This is a genomic window from Pseudomonas bananamidigenes (assembly GCF_001679645.1).
GTDB classification, from domain to species: Bacteria; Pseudomonadota; Gammaproteobacteria; order Pseudomonadales; family Pseudomonadaceae; genus Aquipseudomonas; species Aquipseudomonas bananamidigenes.
In genome coordinates this window covers 144,565-159,600 of the sequence record NZ_LRUN01000001.1, presented here as the reverse complement: position 1 = coordinate 159,600, position 15,036 = coordinate 144,565, and the positions used below count along the sequence as shown (strand labels likewise).

Sequence of the window (15,036 nt, the reverse complement as noted above, 5' to 3'; positions counted from 1 at the left end):
GGCCTTGTAGTCTGATTCGAATAAGGTTAATCGTATGAGCAAGGATCTGGTTTTTCACGCTACCGCCATCAGCGCGTCGGCAAGAGCTCAGGTAAAGGGGCAAAAACCGGCTGTTATCTGGCTGACGGGTTTGAGCGGCTCGGGCAAGTCGACGATCGCCAATGCCCTGGAGCAGGCACTCGTGGCCAAGGCCCGGCACACGTTTCTGTTGGATGGCGACAACTTGCGCATGGGTTTGTGCAAGGACCTGGGTTTTACCGATGCTGATCGGGTCGAGAATATTCGACGTGTTGCAGAAGTATCGAAATTACTCATCGACGCCGGGTTGATCGTGATCACCGCGTTCATTTCCCCGTTTCATCGTGATCGCGCCATGGCGCGTGACGTCATCGGCAATGAAGCATTTGTCGAAGTCTTTATCGATACCTCGCTGGAAGAGTGTGAGCGACGCGATCCGAAAGGACTCTACAGTAAGGCGAGAGCGGGCCAGATCAAGAATTTCACCGGGATCGACTCTGCCTATGAGGCACCGGTCAATCCGGATATTCGCATCAACACCGTTGCCGAAGACCTGTCCGAATCCATCGCAAGAGTGCTGGAATATCTGGATAAAAGGTTTGATCAATGAAAACCCTCGTCATCATTGGCGCTGGTTTCAGCGGTGCAGTAACGGCAGCACAATTCTTGCGTCGCAGCCCCTCCGATGTCCGAGTCGTACTCATCAACCGCTCCGGGACCATGGCGCGAGGATTGGCGTACGGTACCAACAGCCCGTTACACCTGCTCAATGTGCCTGCGGGCAATATGAGTGCGGACGTCGATGACCCTGAGCACTTTCTACGCTTCTGCCAGGCGAGGGATCCCGCCTGCACGGAATCGTCATTCATTCCGCGCAAGATTTATGGAGAGTATCTGACGTCGGTTCTGGATGATGCCGAAAAGCATTGCGCAAAGGGCGTGACGCTGGAGCGCATTGTTGCGGAAGTCCGAAGCCTTCAGCCCCGACAGTCTGGAGCTGTTGTCGAATTGGCCAACGGCCAGTCCATCATTGCTGACCAGGTGGTTCTGGCATTCGGCAATTTTTCGCCGCTCGACCCTCCGGGATTCTGCTCGTCGATGGGCGTCGACCGGTACCAGTCCGATCCGTGGGCTGGCGTTTCGAGAATGTCTGCAGATCTGAACCACCCTGTCTTACTGGTGGGCTCCGGACTCACGGCTCTTGATGTGTCGCTGGGCTTGCTGCAAAGCGGACATCAAGGCCCTATCTATATGGTTTCTCGTCGCGGGCTGCGTCCTTTGCCCCATCGATCGAAACGCACGGCTGAGGAAGTCCCCACCGACTTTGCCGGCCGACTCTTGCGTTCGAAGCCTTCAGTGCGTGCATACGTTCAATTGCTGCGGGGCGCGATCAAGGCTTCCGAGCGCTCAGGTCTGGACTGGCGTGACTGGGTAGCGGCCCTGCGTCCTGTCACGGCGCAATTGTGGGGGCGGTTACCCCTTGCCGAGCGTCGGCGTTTCTTGCGCCATCTCCAGCCATATTGGGATGTACACCGTCATCGCGTGGCCCCGGAGGCATACCGGCGTTTCGAAGAGGCATTGGCGAGCGGACGAATTCGATTCCTGGCAGGGCGTATCAAAAGCGTCACAGTCGGCCTAGACCATTTGCGCGTCGGTATTCAAACGCGCGACGAGCAGAGACTCGAAGAGTTGGAGGTCGAGCAAGTTATCAATTGCACTGGCCCCACGACTAACTTGTATCGAGTGAACGATCCGCTTATTCAGCAGCTCTGTGTCGATGGCTTGATACAGGTTGACGCTCTCGGCCTGGGATTGTGTGTCGACGGGGAGCTGGCCGTAAAAAATACTTCAGGTACTTGCTCCTCGTGGTTGCATTACGTCGGACCGATGCTGAAGGCAGATTACTGGGAAGCGACGGCTGTTCCGGAGTTACGGCAATATTCTAAAAATCTGGCAGTCAAGTTGGTCGACAATATCAGGAAATGACAGGCACGGTGCCAGCCCTTTCCGTGGCTTGGCACTGTGGCGGTAAACCCGATTGAGCGATCTTTAATCAGGCCTTCCTTCGAACTTGGGCGAATTCGTCGGCCTGGCTGGAAAAAACAAATGCTGGGCAGAGGGATTATGAGATTCTTGACTCTAAGGTGCCTTGTAAGGGCAGTACTTTTTTATTTTGCGTCATTGGTGTTCTCTTTGATTCTGGTTTTCGGTCTGAGCGCGGCTCATAAGGATCGGATCGTTTTTTATGCGGAAACCAATACGCCTGAATTTATGCAGATCTATTTTCCGGTTTTTACGGAATCTTTGATCTATCCTACTTATGATGCGCAAAAAAGTGAGCGGGTTGCATATTCCGGTAAGGCGGATCTCGCAATCGGCTTAACATTGCCTGACGGTGCAATGAAAATGATTCGGGTGGATCCCTCTGATCACCTAGTCAATATGTCGATAAAAAGTGTGCAGCTGGAGTATCTGTTTTCGACGGTTGTATTGGCGCCGGAAGAATTGCTAAAACGGATAACCCCACTTCAGGGTATCAATAAGATTGAGGTTGTAGGGGAGAGGTTGTTGGTAAATACCTCTGACGAAGACCCGCAGTTTGAACTGGTGCTTTTCAAGCCAGACAGAAGTATCAATGACAAGAGGTTGATGCTTATTGGTGCGGCCTGTTCTTTCGTGTTTTTTATGCTGTTTCTTGTATTGGCGAGAGGAGATGTCAAACGTCTGTTCATAATATTCCCCGGGTTTTTGCTTCCGACAATTGCCTCCCTGTCAGTGATATGGGTTTTTTATCCTGGTTTCATGACCTTTGACACGTTCCATGCTCTTGATGGCGCGAGAAACGGCGTTGTCGATTCCACATGGCCACCGGTGGTGAGTTATATTTGGCGCGTGATCGATATTTTTTCAAGTAGCCCCGTGGCCATGTTTTTCTCTCAGCTGCTGTTGTTGCTGGGGAGTGTTTATTATGTTATGTATCATTTTTTAAAAAGGCACAGCCTCACAACGCTGTTCCTATTGTTGTACCTGATTATTCCGGTCGTGATTGGCACGGTTGCCGCAATATGGAAAGACGTACTAATGGCTGCGTTTTTTGTTGCGGCTTTTGCGGTGATGCTGGCTATGAAAGAGCCCAGAGGTCGTTCGAGCTTTTGTGCTCTGTTCGCTCTTTCAGTATTTCTTGTGTTCCTGGGCATCTGCTCTCGGCACAATGGCATAACCGCCGCTGTGCCGCTGCTTTTCTACGCGGCTTGGTTAATGAGTAAACGCTTTCCCTCTAGAATGCCGACCCTGGCTTTCGTCACGTTATCTGGTGTGGTTTTGATCGGAGCTGTGTACGCGGTAAAGCTTCAACTGGACAGATATACACTGCCTGAGTTTCGAGAGATCAAAGGTGCTACTGCACTTATTCGGGTAACCCGTGCGATGGATATTGCCGGAGCAAGTATATGCACTGGAGAGAATCTCTTTGAGAGGATAGCGCCAGATCTAACATTGTCGGGGATTCAGGCAAGTTATGATCCGAGGCATTCAAATCTATCGTTGGGCTTCTTTTCAAAGATACCTTTTAACAAGAGTCTCGATGAGCTGTGGTTGACGGTCATCAAGGAGCACCCCATTTGCTTTGGTTACAATAAATTGATGCTGTCAAAGTTTCTTGTGGGGGCAAATGTAGGAGAGCAATTTTTGGCTGTGACTCCACAAGTCGACGCCAATAAGTACGGATATACGCTGCCAACCTCAAGTGTGCGTGACCAGGTTGTGGAGTACGTTTTTGATGCGTCGAAACTCGTCTTGTTTAAGCCTTGGGTTCTTTACTTGCTTTCAATAGTTCTGTTTTGGTGGCTAGTTGCTTTAAAGAAAGTTAGCGTCGAGATTGTTGTGGTGTACTTGTCGGCGGGGTTCTATTTTGCAGGTTTGGCCTTGTTTGGTAATGCCGCAGATGCTCGGTTACTGTTCTATACAAACACAATGAGTGTGCTGGGCATTGTGATGCTGCTCTGTCAGTTGCTGGTTCGCCCGAATAGAACGAATGCAGTCGTGGCTGAGGATTAGGCTGATTGCGGAGTGCTGTCGAAAGACCGCGCTCCGCTTCAGTGACGTGGCGTGCTGGTTCAAGAGTTTGGAAGGACTGGACTTGCTGGCCAGCCAGCCACTCTCCTGAACAATACTAAAATAAGCATCAGACCAATAATGTCGCCTACGAGGAGGGCTCTGAATCCTGACTCATAGACTGTTGGTGATAGTCCTAACAGCGTCGTGACGCCAACATGCAACAGAAGCAGGAGTAATGAAAAGTAGAAGTTGGTGGTGTCTTCCAAGGTCCTTTTCATTATGTAAATTATGCTCGCAAGCGAGGCGATCGTTAGTGTGTATGATGCAAAATACTCCAACCCCAGACCTGAGCTCAAGTATCGAATTGAGTAATTTTCGGTATCCCCAGTAATAAAAATGTTTGAAAATAAGCTGCCTTGTAGAATTCCAATAATTGCTACAGTTGTTGCGGTTTTCTTTAGCTCAAAATTTTTGTCTAATGTCAGTAGTGCGATAAGTATTGCAATGGCTTTTGGGTAGAGGTTTGCCGGGTTGATGTAATGTGTATTGAAAACATCGAAGCCGTTCAGGATTTTTCTTGATAAGGAATAGTTGTTGAACTCTGGCATGTAAATGATTTCTGACGCGAAGCGGACGTAGTTTCCGGGAGCGGTGATGAGGAGTATAAAGCCTGTGGTAACGATGAAGAGCAACAGCGCTCTATAAAGTGCTAGATGTTTAAGATCCAGAATCAGGCATGCTGCGAAGATAACGGTCATTGATAGACCGACCTGTTCAGATTGGGATGCAATAACGGCTAGAGGAATTGCAAAAATTTTTTCCAGTTTCGTAAAGGATGAAGGCTTTATATAAACCGCAGAAGCAAACAGTCCGGATGAAACGGGCAGAAGGTAGTTATAAAAGCCGGTGATGTAGAAGACGGTGGAGTCGAGTATGGCGTGACTGACCGCTAATGTGCAAAGCAGGCAGAATGGAATTCCGAGATTGTAATCAAGTTTATCTGCAAGAAAAGACTTCCATATGGAGTAGGCTGCGAGAAGCAGGCATGACGGTATGGCCAGTTTCCAGGCAATGGGGCTGCCAATGGATGTAAACATGATAGCTTCAATTGTTATTCGGCCAGTCCATGTGAAATAGCGTGTTGAAAGGTAATCGATAGTAGAAAGTCCGGATGTTGCTGCGTTCAGGAAAGTGACATCGTCGGACAAAGGTCTGATGCTCAAGCTGAAGTAGAAAGCCGCGTAAAGTGTTGCCGAAAGCAATATGAAGAATAATGCTCTGTATGCTCGGTGATTATTGTTTAGTGCAGACATATGCGCCTCCATAGTGCATTACACCTTTTGAGTCTTCGATGTAAAGCTGAACGGATGTTCCATAGCGCTTGCGGAGCTTGTAGCCGATCGCCGAGGCGTAAAAGCCATGGAGATTAAGTGCGCTCTTTATTTTTAGAAAATTGCTGACGTCTTTTCTGTAAATGCGTCGGGTAAGTAGCTGTATTACGCCTTTGTTGCCGGTAGCGAACAGATGGATTTTGATGGTGCTCTCGGCTGGTTCAAGATATGCCCACCCGCTGACGGTTATCCAGAAAGAGCCGATCTTGCATTGCTCGAAATTGCCTTTCAGCACTGAAGTGTTGTTTGTCTGTGGTGGTAATTGCGTAGATTCGGTGGCGTTGTTGGCGAAGAACAGCGATATTGTAATGAGAACAGAAAGGGTAAGGCCCAGTCCATACGAAATTGTCCATAGGTTGAATGGGGCCGATGATAACAAGGAGGGGTGTTTTTTCATGCTTTAGCCCCTATCTAATCTGAGCTTGTCAGTTTCTATTAAATACGAATTTTTTATTCAGGATGTAAAACACAACCGTATAAGAGATCATTGCGAATACTTGCGCGATTTTCGGATCCAGGCCCGCCAGGCGATAGCCGGAGATCAACACCAGCTGGTTGCTTCCAAAAGCAATGCCGAAAGCAACAATGAACTTCGGTATCGTGCTTCGATCAGTGGTGGATTGGTTGAACACAAAAGTCTTGTTGAGGATGAACGCGGCTATCAAGGCAATGACATAGCCAATGGTGTTCGCATAGGAAGGGTTCATGTCCAGCAATGTGACAAGTAGCAAGAAAACGCCATAGCCGATGGCCGTATTGGCGACGCCTGCAAATATGAATTTGAGCGGTTGCATTGTCAGCGGGTCTTCCTAGTCGGACGGTAATTCTTCGAACAGTCGAGTGAAGATTTTCTGCCCTGTGCTTGTGTCTGCTTGTGCTTGCAGCGATTTCCAATAGCTGAGGGTGTTGTCTAATTGGTCGGTGTTTCTGGGGCCAATGACTATCCCGGACAGTTGCGGGTTTACGAAGGAAGCGGCGAGGGCCAGCTCGTTGAGCGTTGTGGGTCTTGGTTCGAATGCGTGCGGCTCGTTGATGAAGTCGACGAGTTTCTGTGTAAACGCCTGAGGAATACTGATGTTGCGCAGTTCCATCGAGCTATTCGTCTTGCTGGCTTCGGTCTTCAGGCCACCCAGATTGATACCGTAGGCCAGATACTTTGCATCGGGAAACCAGGCTTCGTAAGCTGCGCGAGCAGCATGGGTTTTGAGGTTCTCTTTGACCTGAATGGCCCATTTGCGAGAGAGCGACGGATTGGCCTTGTAATACAGCTCGGGATGTTTGATTCCCGAAAGACCGATACCGAGACCCTGCTGTTCAAGCCTGGACATGGCGTCGACGGTGTCTGCGATGCTTGCGCCGTACATGCCGTCATCCGAGCGATTGTCCCAGTGGATCGAAACGCAGGAAAGCGCCGAACCAAATTGACTGTGCAGGGTACTGGCTGCGCGGTCTATATCATCCGGGCCCAGACTGACGTCAGGCGAACCCATATTGTCCTGCGAACCAATTTTGACAGTCAGTGCGAGGTTGGATTTGGGGTTTTGCCTGGCCCAGTCAGCAATCCAGCGAACAGCGAGACCGAAGTCCTCCTGACGCTTGTTGATAGGGTAGTTCGTCGCGGTGTCGACCATTGATCCGCCGCTGAGCAAAAACTGCTCGAGCAGCTCATAGGCCTGGGTGCGGTCAATACCCCAGCCCCAGAGTGCGGTGCCCAATACCAACTGTTTATGCTCTGGCGAGAGATTCGACTTCTTCATGCTTCACGCTTTGAGTTGTTCAGGCGTTGGCGCAGGGAAAACATCGCTTTGAGGTACTCGATGGTCAGTTTGAGCACTTTCACTTTCGAGTTCGGATCATCAGTCCAGGTGACCGGCAGGTCCATCACGCGGTATTTCAAGTGTTCGCCGGTGATCAGCAACTCGGTTGCAAAAAACCATCCGTCACTGTTGGCGCCTGTCTGCATCAAAGGGGCGAGAACACTGCGTTGGAGAAATTTGAACCCGCACATCCCATCGCTGAATGACGTTCGGAAAATCAGTTTGACGATGAGGTTAAAGCCAAAGCTGGTAACGTTTCTGAGGGGTTTGCGCCCGATGACCTTGGCGCCTTTGGCCAGGCGCGAGCCAGTCACAATATCTGCCTTGTTGGCTTTCAGCGCTTCGAGCGCCGGGCGCAGGTGGCTCAAGTCGGTCGCCAGGTCCAGATCCATGTAGCCGACGATATCGGCGCTCGATTGTGTCCAGGACGCTTTGAGCGCGCGACCGACTCCGCGCTGTTCAAGGCGCAGGTAGCGAACGTCGGACAGGCTTTTTTCCAGCTCCAGGGCGATCTCTTGAGTTCGGTCGGTGGATCCATTGTCCGCGAGGACAATGCGAATGGTGCCGATATCACTCAGGTTGGCTTGAATATAATCGTGGGTTTTACGAACCTGTTCGGCCAGCGTTGACTGTTCGTTCAGGACCGGGATAGTTATTTCAATCAGCGAGTTCATTGTGCTTGCTCGGAAGAAGTGGTTTGCGCGCCGGACAGGTTTTCAGTCTCGAGCTTTTCCAGCACGTCATAAATATTGTCGATCTTGCCACCCAGGATGGAATAACAGCCCGGAAGGGTATCGTGTTTCTCGAACAAAATAGGTCGGCCATCGTCACCTTCATTTTTGCTGAGGATGGTTTTGACCTCGAAGAGTGAGTCGACGTATTCGGAGCCCAGTACTGAAGGCAAGTAGCGCCCAATATCGCGGATCATACGATCGACCCGGGTATCCCTTTGATAGCCGTCCAGCTTTTGATAGGGATTTGTATTGGGGTCGTCGGCCCAGTGCAGGTGGGGCGTGTAGCGAACATGCGAAACCGTATGCAGGCCGCGAGCTGGAAAGGGCATAACGGAAAAGAACGGTCCATCCATTACGGTGATACCCAGATCGCTGAGTGCTGGCGGCATTCGCATGAGCGCCATTTCGGTGATTTCCTGTTTCAACGCAGTGCGAGTGCCGGGAAAGTCGCCGCCAAACTGGTTCAGGCCACTGTAGGTGCAGTTGAAGACGTATCGAGCGCTGATCTGTTCCCGATCTTTGCCTTCGGGGGCCAGTGTAATGTTCAGCGACTGATTCGGGCTGTTGGCAATAGCTACGGCCTGGGTATTCAGGCGAATGCTGACACCGTTCTCGTGCAGTTCACGTAACGCCCATCTGGCAAGTTGGGTCGAGTCGAATGCGTACTCTTCAACCAGAAAAACCTCTTCGATCAGCCGAGGCTCAAACAGAGATCGAAGTGCAGGGCTGGCTAGTTCGATTTTTGCTCCAATTTCCCTGTAGAAGCGTTCGAACTGGTTGGCAGTAACCTTCGAATTGCGTCGCGCGATCGCATACAGTTTGGTGAAGTCCTGTTTTACGGCTTCAGGCCAGTCATGAACGAATTTCGGAAGGTTGATCCGGCTGCGGTATGCCGTGGTGAAACTGCGGGGGTAGTGGTAGCCGTTGTGTACGCGAGCCTGATTGTTATAAGAAGCCCGGCTCAACAGCGAAGATTCGCGCTCGATAAGCGTGACCTGTTTCATGCCGCGTTGTCTGGCAAGGTAAACCGCGATTGCTGCGCCGTAGAATCCCCCTCCGATAACGACCGCATCCTGCATGTTGGTCGTCGACATCAGGCCACTCTGCCTGAAGAGGTTTGTGGCGTTTCAGGCGATGCGACTTCTTCGATATTCAGCTTTTGCCGGCGGGTTATGCGCGCGCTGGTGAACTCCTGGGCAATATGATAGAGCGGCCCTTCATTGGTCAGGCTGGTCATGTGCAGGATGTATTCACCCAGTACCAGGAGCACCAGCGAAATCAGGAAAAACATACCGGATTGTTGTAAGGAGAGACTGATCCAGCCCGGTGCAATATCTGTTTTGAGAAAGCCGCTGGCGACCACATAGAAGCTGTAGATGAGATTCGCGACTGCTCCAAACAGCGAAAGGGAAGTAACCAGCCGCATCGGCGCCCGAGTGGTCGACACCAACAGGAGCATGCCTCGATCAATACTTTCGCGCAGTCGTTTTTTCTGTGTAACCCGGGGGCTGGAACTGTAGTTCAGATTGGCACGGGCAAAACCGCCTGTCGCCGGGAGGTGGCGATAGGTTACGGATGGTTGAGGGTGTTGCAGGATGAAATTGATGACGCGTTTGCTGAGCACCCGATATTGCGGCGCCTCGGTGGCAAGATGTATGCCGTTGAACGATTTGTAGACTTTGTTGAAGACCGAATAGGCGACTTCATAAGCGAGACTTTGTGCGGGTTTCTGTTTGTTCTTGGCAAAAACCACATCTGCACCGCTGACGGCCTTGTCGAGCATTTCAGGCAAGAAAGCGATGTCATCAACGAGCGGATCAATCACCGCGACGAAATCGCCCAAGGCATTTTCCAGGCCAGCCCACGATGCGGTATCGGCATCGACCTCTTTGGTCAGTGCATAGACTTGCAAGTTAGGCAGGCCGTTTTCGCCAGTCAGGTTTTTTAGTATCGATATACTATCGTCATCCGAAGCATTATCGACAACAATAAGTTCATAGTCGCTAACGAGCGTGGACATCCGTTCAACTGCGTCTGCCAGGATACTTCCAATATGGTTAGATTGGTTGCGCACTACGAAGACAACCGAAAGAAATACTGGAAAAAATACCATTTAAAGTCCCTCGAGACGTCAGCCGTCGGCTGTCGCCCATCATTTCGAAAAAAAGCCCGTAATCTTAATCTGCAAGGTAGCTCGCGTCATCCTTTTCGTTCGTGGCCTTCTGCACGAAAACCTGCAAAAACAACCCGTCCGCTACTCACGACGATTGCTGGCAGCCATCCGAGGGACAATCCGTCGTGTATCCTAAGCCGTTTTGGTGCACCGGGCGCGGCCTGCCGCCGTCTCCCCTCATTTGCCTGCTCACTTGTTTCATCAAAGAGAGCGTGGGGCATCACGTGTGACACGTTTTACCTTTTGGAGTGATGTACTCGATGACTTTCTGGTGGCTCATACCTGCTATCTGCGGCCTTTCATTTGCATTGACTGCCGGCCTTCGCCGATATGCGTTGGCCCGCAGCATGCTCGACGTGCCGAATGATCGCAGCTCTCACACTGTTCCCACTCCGCGTGGCGGAGGGGTATCGATCGTCGTGACCTTTTTGTCTGGCCTGGTGGCAATGTGGTCAGCAGGGTTGATCGATTCCGGCTTTTTTCTGGGCGCTGCCGGTGCGGGCGGCTTGGTGGCTGTGATTGGATTCATGGATGATCATGGCCATATTGCGGCTCGCTGGCGTCTGCTCGGCCATTTTGCTGCGGCGGCCTGGGTGTTGTGGTGGACCGGCGGACTGGCACCGGTGGAAGTGTTTGGTATGACCCTGAATCCAGGCTGGGTTGGCAATGTCTTCGCACTTTTTTATCTGGTATGGATGTTGAACCTTTACAATTTCATGGACGGAATCGACGGCTTGGCCAGCGTCGAGGCAATCACTGTCTGTGGCTCAGCCTGCCTTCTCTATTGGATCACCGGTCATGAGGGCTTTGTCTGGGCGCCATTGCTGTTGGCAATGGCGGTCCTGGGGTTTCTGGTCTGGAATTTTCCACCGGCAAAAATTTTTATGGGTGATGCCGGAAGCGGATTTCTGGGAATTATTTTGGGGGTCTTTGCACTACAGGCGGCATCGCTCAGCCCGGATCTCTTGTGGGCATGGCTGATCCTGCCGGGCGTGTTTATCGTCGATGCGACGTTTACGTTGCTCAGGCGTTTGCTGCGAGGCGAGAAGGTCTACGAAGCTCATCGAAGCCATGCCTACCAGTACGCCTCGCGGGTTTATGGAAGGCATTTGCCGGTGACCATTGCCGTGGCGTTGATCAATGTGCTGTGGCTACTGCCGGTTGCCATCGCCGTAGTAGTGGCGGGGCTGGATGGAGCGGCAAGCCTGATAATTGCCTATGTGCCATTGCTGGTTCTGGCGGTAAAGTTTCATGCGGGTGAGTCTGAAGTCAAAACTGTGCGGGGCAATGATCGTTAGACAAAATCCGTCTGGCCTCTAATTATTACGTACAATGAAGGCGGATTAAGTGGGCCAATGTGCCTGATCGGTTGAGGTTTATGGATAAATTACGCGCCTTTTTGTTAGGTTTGCCACGCAGGCAAAAACGACTGATTCAAGTTGCCACAGATGTGTTTCTGGTCTGGGGTTCTCTTTGGCTTGCGTTCATCGTCCGGCTCGGCATCGACGATATGTACAACCCGCTTAAAGTACATTTCTGGTTGTTCGTCAGTGCCCCGATCGTTGCAATCCCGCTTTTCATCCGTTTCGGAATGTACCGTGCAGTCATGCGTTACTTCGGTAACGATGCGCTGATCGCGATCGTCAAGGCCGTCAGTCTTTCATCGCTGATCCTGGCGCTGGTGGTTTATTGGTACAGCAACCACGAGGCCGTGGTTCCCCGCTCCATCATTTTCAACTATTGGTGGCTCAGCCTTGTCATTATCGGCGGTCTGCGCCTGTGCATGCGCCAGTATTTCATGGGTGACTGGTTTACCGCAGCCCAGCACGTGCCGTTCACCAGCCGTGACGACGGGCTGACCAAGGTGGCGGTATACGGTGCCGGCGTGGCGGGCAATCAGTTGGTCGCGGCACTTCGCATGGGCCGTGTACTGCGCCCCGTGGCATTCATCGACGATGATCCGGGTATCTCTGACCGTTCCATTTCCGGCCTGCAGGTCTATAAGCCCAAGCATATCCAGCAGATGATCGACGTCACCGGGGCCCAGGAAATTCTGCTTGCGCTGCCTTCCTCGACACGTGCCCGCCGTAGGGAAATTCTCAACCTCCTGGAAGGTTTCCCGCTGCACGTTCGCAGCGTTCCCAACTTTACTGACCTGGCCAGTGGTCGGGTAAAAGTCGAGGACATTCAAGAGGTCGATATTGCCGACCTGCTGGGGCGTGACGCAGTGCCGGCCCAGCCGGATCTGCTCGAGCGCTGCATCAAGGGCAAGACGGTGATGGTCACCGGCGCGGGAGGATCCATCGGTTCAGAACTGTGCAGGCAGATATTTTCGTTGCGGCCGACGACCCTTCTGCTGTTCGATCATAGCGAGTTCAATCTCTACAGCATTCTGTCTGAGCTCGAACAACGTGGCAGTCGCGAGTCGACCCCTGTTCGTTTGCTGCCGATTCTCGGCTCGATCCGCCATCAGGACAAGCTGCTGGATGTGATGAAAACGTGGAAGGTCGACACCGTTTATCATGCGGCGGCCTACAAGCATGTGCCGATGGTCGAGCACAACATCGCCGAAGGCGTGTTGAATAACGTGATCGGCACGCTCAACACGGCGCAAGCGGCGCTGCAGTCGGGCGTTTCGAATTTTGTGCTGATCTCGACTGACAAGGCTGTCCGTCCGACCAATGTCATGGGCAGCACCAAACGCCTTGCGGAGCTCACGCTTCAGGCTTTGAGTCGTGAAGTCGCGCCGGTGTTGTTCGGCGACAAGGCCAATGTTTCCCGCGTCAACAAGACCCGTTTCACCATGGTCCGTTTCGGCAACGTACTGGGCTCATCCGGTTCCGTAATCCCGCTGTTTCACAGTCAGATCAAGTCCGGCGGTCCGCTGACGGTCACCCATCCGAAAATCACCCGCTACTTCATGACGATCCCGGAAGCCGCCCAGCTCGTAATTCAGGCGGGCTCCATGGGGCAGGGCGGCGATGTGTTCGTGCTGGATATGGGTGAGCCGGTGAGAATCGTGGAACTGGCCGAGAAAATGATTCATCTGTCCGGTTTGAGCATTCGTTCCGAACGCAATCCACAGGGCGATATTTCTATCGAGTTCACGGGGTTGCGTCCCGGTGAGAAGCTCTATGAGGAGCTGCTGATTGGCGACAACGTTGCCGCGACGCCGCATCCGATGATCATGACCGCCAACGAGGATCACTTGCCGTGGGAAGTTCTTAAATCCCGGTTGAGAGAACTGCTCGCGGCTGTCGACGCGGACGATTACTCTCGGGTCCGTCAGCTTCTGCGTGAAACCGTCAGCGGTTATACCCCCGACGGTGAGATCGTCGACTGGATTCATCAGCAGCGCCGTCTTGAACCCTGATTGTTTCACATCCTGTAACGGACACGTTTTTGACAGGCTCCCATCATCGCCTAATTTTGGAGAGCAGCTTCGGAAAAGCTGCTTTCCCAATTGATGATGGAGCGTCACTTATGCGTACCGGATATTTCTATTCCCTGATTTTTGCCTTGCTGACCAGCGCCTCGATTGCCGCTGTTGCTGCGCCCCTGGCGTCTTCCGAAGCGAACAAGGCGCCTGTGGTGATGGACGCTTCAGCCGCTTCTGAAAATCAGAAAGTTGATCTGAACAGTGCCGACGCGGCCACTCTGCAAAAGGAACTGGCAGGCGTGGGCGAGGCCAAGGCGAAGGCAATTGTTGCTTATCGTGAAACAAATGGGCCGTTTGCGTCGGTGGATGAATTGCTGGAAGTGAAGGGGATCGGCAAGGCGATCCTGGATCGTAATCGCGACAAGCTGGAAGTGAACTAAGCTGATTGTTCAACGCCAAGGGGCCGGTCATTGACCGGCCCTTTTTGCTTCCCGGTTCCTGGTACCTCGCAGAAGCACGACACCCTTTCCGTCGATAATGGAAAATTACGGCTATCATATTGCTTCTAGATTATGCCTATAATAATTTCAGTCACCACTGAAGCCATCTGCTTTCAGCGGTCGCTCATTTCTCAAGCACTCCAGGAGTATCGTCATGAATTCCCCGAAATCCCAAGGTACGGCGCTTGTCACGGGTGCTTCTTCCGGCATTGGTGCGGTGTATGCCGAGCGATTGGCGGCACGTGGATTTGATCTGTTGCTGGTGGCTCGCGATCAGAAGCGTCTGGAGTCCGCGGCGAGCAAACTGCGAGAAGCACACGGTGTTCAGGTCGAAGTGCTCAAGGCCGATCTGACGCAGAAGGATGAAGTGCTCAAGCTTGAGCAGCGCCTGCGCAGCGATTCCAGTATCAGCCTGCTGGTCAACAACGCGGGGGTGGCAGTCAATGGCTTGCTGGCCAATGCCGATCCCGAGGTACTGGAGCAACTGATTCAGTTGAATGTCACAACCCTGACCCGCCTGGCCGCCGCCGCGGCGTCGGCATTTACCAGCGCCGGGCGTGGCACGATCATCAATATCGCGTCGGTGGTCGCCTTGTTCCCCGAGCGCTTCAATGCCACCTACAGTGCAAGCAAGGCCTACGTGTTGAGCCTCACTCAGTCGCTCAATACCGAGCTTGAAGGTACCGGTGTCAAGGTTCAAGCGGTATTGCCGGGGGTAACCCGCACCGAAATCTGGGAACGTTCTGGTTTTGATGCCAGCGGTATTCCTGCGGAGATGGTCATGGAGGCGGGTGAGATGGTGGATGCGGCGCTGTCAGGTCTGGATCAGGGCGAACTCGTGACGATTCCTTCGCTGCCCGATGCCGGTGAATGGCAAGCCTTTGTTGCTGCACGTCATGTGATGGCGCCGAATCTGTCCCACAGCTCGGCGGCCAGCCGATACAAGTAAAAGACTTTCGAGTCGTGAG

General features: G+C 52.5%; 14 protein-coding genes. 7 read left to right on the top strand and 7 right to left on the bottom strand.

The window, feature by feature from the left end; all coding sequences use genetic code 11:
- Positions 1–34 precede the first annotated feature (34 nt).
- The 3 genes from cysC (at position 35) to BBF94_RS00745 (ending at position 4,074) form a co-directional block, all read left to right on the top strand.
- On the top strand, positions 35–628 hold the full coding sequence (gene cysC, locus BBF94_RS00755; RefSeq protein WP_065257146.1) for an adenylyl-sulfate kinase: 594 nt from the start codon (positions 35–37) through the stop codon (positions 626–628).
- On the top strand, positions 625–2,004 hold the full coding sequence (locus BBF94_RS00750; protein ID WP_065257145.1) for an FAD/NAD(P)-binding protein: 1,380 nt from the start codon (positions 625–627) through the stop codon (positions 2,002–2,004). The genes cysC and BBF94_RS00750 overlap by 4 nt, the downstream gene beginning before the upstream one ends.
- 207 nt (positions 2,005–2,211) lie before the next feature.
- Complete coding sequence (locus BBF94_RS00745) at positions 2,212–4,074, top strand: hypothetical protein (RefSeq protein WP_141676540.1); 1,863 nt, start codon at positions 2,212–2,214, stop codon at positions 4,072–4,074.
- A gap of 59 nt (positions 4,075–4,133) precedes the next feature.
- Here the strand turns inward: BBF94_RS00745 and BBF94_RS00740 are convergent, their stop codons facing one another.
- From BBF94_RS00740 to BBF94_RS00710, 7 genes are read right to left on the bottom strand one after another with little or no spacing between them, the layout of a single operon-like run.
- Entirely contained in the window at positions 4,134–5,387 is a 1,254-nt protein-coding gene (locus BBF94_RS00740; protein WP_141676539.1) for a DUF6056 family protein, read from the bottom strand.
- A complete protein-coding gene (locus BBF94_RS00735; protein WP_065257142.1) occupies positions 5,368–5,862 on the bottom strand; it encodes a hypothetical protein in 495 nt (164 codons plus the stop codon). The genes BBF94_RS00740 and BBF94_RS00735 overlap by 20 nt, the downstream gene beginning before the upstream one ends.
- Positions 5,863–5,890: 28 nt before the next feature.
- Positions 5,891–6,259 carry a GtrA family protein gene (locus BBF94_RS00730; RefSeq protein WP_065257141.1) on the bottom strand — a complete coding sequence of 123 codons (369 nt, stop codon included), beginning with the start codon at positions 6,257–6,259 and terminating at the stop codon, positions 5,891–5,893.
- 15 nt (positions 6,260–6,274) lie between these two features.
- Positions 6,275–7,222 carry an aldo/keto reductase gene (locus tag BBF94_RS00725; RefSeq protein WP_065257140.1) on the bottom strand — a complete coding sequence of 316 codons (948 nt, stop codon included), beginning with the start codon at positions 7,220–7,222 and terminating at the stop codon, positions 6,275–6,277.
- The gene (locus BBF94_RS00720; RefSeq protein ID WP_065257139.1) at positions 7,219–7,956 is read right to left on the bottom strand and encodes a glycosyltransferase; all 738 of its coding nucleotides are present in this window, start codon (positions 7,954–7,956) and stop codon (positions 7,219–7,221) included. Before BBF94_RS00720 ends, BBF94_RS00725 begins: the two co-directional genes overlap by 4 nt.
- Complete coding sequence (locus BBF94_RS00715; RefSeq protein WP_065257138.1) at positions 7,953–9,110, bottom strand: NAD(P)/FAD-dependent oxidoreductase; 1,158 nt, start codon at positions 9,108–9,110, stop codon at positions 7,953–7,955. The genes BBF94_RS00720 and BBF94_RS00715 overlap by 4 nt, the downstream gene beginning before the upstream one ends.
- The gene (locus BBF94_RS00710; RefSeq protein ID WP_065257137.1) at positions 9,110–10,129 is read right to left on the bottom strand and encodes a glycosyltransferase; all 1,020 of its coding nucleotides are present in this window, start codon (positions 10,127–10,129) and stop codon (positions 9,110–9,112) included. The genes BBF94_RS00715 and BBF94_RS00710 overlap by 1 nt, the downstream gene beginning before the upstream one ends.
- A 320-nt stretch (positions 10,130–10,449) precedes the next feature.
- On the opposite strand from BBF94_RS00710, the gene BBF94_RS00705 reads away from it, so the two are divergent.
- The 4 genes from BBF94_RS00705 to BBF94_RS00690 all read left to right on the top strand — a co-directional run bounded on the left by BBF94_RS00705 (position 10,450) and on the right by BBF94_RS00690 (position 15,017).
- On the top strand, positions 10,450–11,487 hold the full coding sequence (locus tag BBF94_RS00705) for an MraY family glycosyltransferase (RefSeq protein WP_065257136.1): 1,038 nt from the start codon (positions 10,450–10,452) through the stop codon (positions 11,485–11,487).
- Between the two features lie 80 nt (positions 11,488–11,567).
- Complete coding sequence (locus tag BBF94_RS00700; RefSeq protein ID WP_065257135.1) at positions 11,568–13,562, top strand: polysaccharide biosynthesis protein; 1,995 nt, start codon at positions 11,568–11,570, stop codon at positions 13,560–13,562.
- A gap of 110 nt (positions 13,563–13,672) precedes the next feature.
- The gene (locus BBF94_RS00695) at positions 13,673–14,008 is read left to right on the top strand and encodes a ComEA family DNA-binding protein (protein WP_065257134.1); all 336 of its coding nucleotides are present in this window, start codon (positions 13,673–13,675) and stop codon (positions 14,006–14,008) included.
- Between the two features lie 214 nt (positions 14,009–14,222).
- Positions 14,223–15,017 (top strand): SDR family NAD(P)-dependent oxidoreductase, encoded by a 795-nt coding sequence (locus tag BBF94_RS00690; protein WP_065257133.1) that lies wholly within the window; start codon positions 14,223–14,225, stop codon positions 15,015–15,017.
- The last annotated feature ends 19 nt before the right edge of the window (positions 15,018–15,036 follow it).

Coding starts and splice junctions, on each gene's coding strand:
- BBF94_RS00715 (WP_065257138.1), bottom strand. CDS start 9,110: ATGTCGACGACCAACATGCAGGATGCGGTCGTTATCGGAGGGGGATTC.
- BBF94_RS00730 (WP_065257141.1), bottom strand. CDS start 6,259: ATGCAACCGCTCAAATTCATATTTGCAGGCGTCGCCAATACGGCCATC.
- BBF94_RS00720 (WP_065257139.1), bottom strand. CDS start 7,956: ATGAACTCGCTGATTGAAATAACTATCCCGGTCCTGAACGAACAGTCA.
- BBF94_RS00740 (WP_141676539.1), bottom strand. CDS start 5,387: ATGTCTGCACTAAACAATAATCACCGAGCATACAGAGCATTATTCTTC.
- BBF94_RS00725 (WP_065257140.1), bottom strand. CDS start 7,222: ATGAAGAAGTCGAATCTCTCGCCAGAGCATAAACAGTTGGTATTGGGC.
- BBF94_RS00710 (WP_065257137.1), bottom strand. CDS start 10,129: ATGGTATTTTTTCCAGTATTTCTTTCGGTTGTCTTCGTAGTGCGCAAC.
- cysC (WP_065257146.1), top strand. CDS start 35: ATGAGCAAGGATCTGGTTTTTCACGCTACCGCCATCAGCGCGTCGGCA.
- BBF94_RS00735 (WP_065257142.1), bottom strand. CDS start 5,862: ATGAAAAAACACCCCTCCTTGTTATCATCGGCCCCATTCAACCTATGG.
- BBF94_RS00750 (WP_065257145.1), top strand. CDS start 625: ATGAAAACCCTCGTCATCATTGGCGCTGGTTTCAGCGGTGCAGTAACG.
- BBF94_RS00705 (WP_065257136.1), top strand. CDS start 10,450: ATGACTTTCTGGTGGCTCATACCTGCTATCTGCGGCCTTTCATTTGCA.
- BBF94_RS00700 (WP_065257135.1), top strand. CDS start 11,568: ATGGATAAATTACGCGCCTTTTTGTTAGGTTTGCCACGCAGGCAAAAA.
- BBF94_RS00695 (WP_065257134.1), top strand. CDS start 13,673: ATGCGTACCGGATATTTCTATTCCCTGATTTTTGCCTTGCTGACCAGC.
- BBF94_RS00690 (WP_065257133.1), top strand. CDS start 14,223: ATGAATTCCCCGAAATCCCAAGGTACGGCGCTTGTCACGGGTGCTTCT.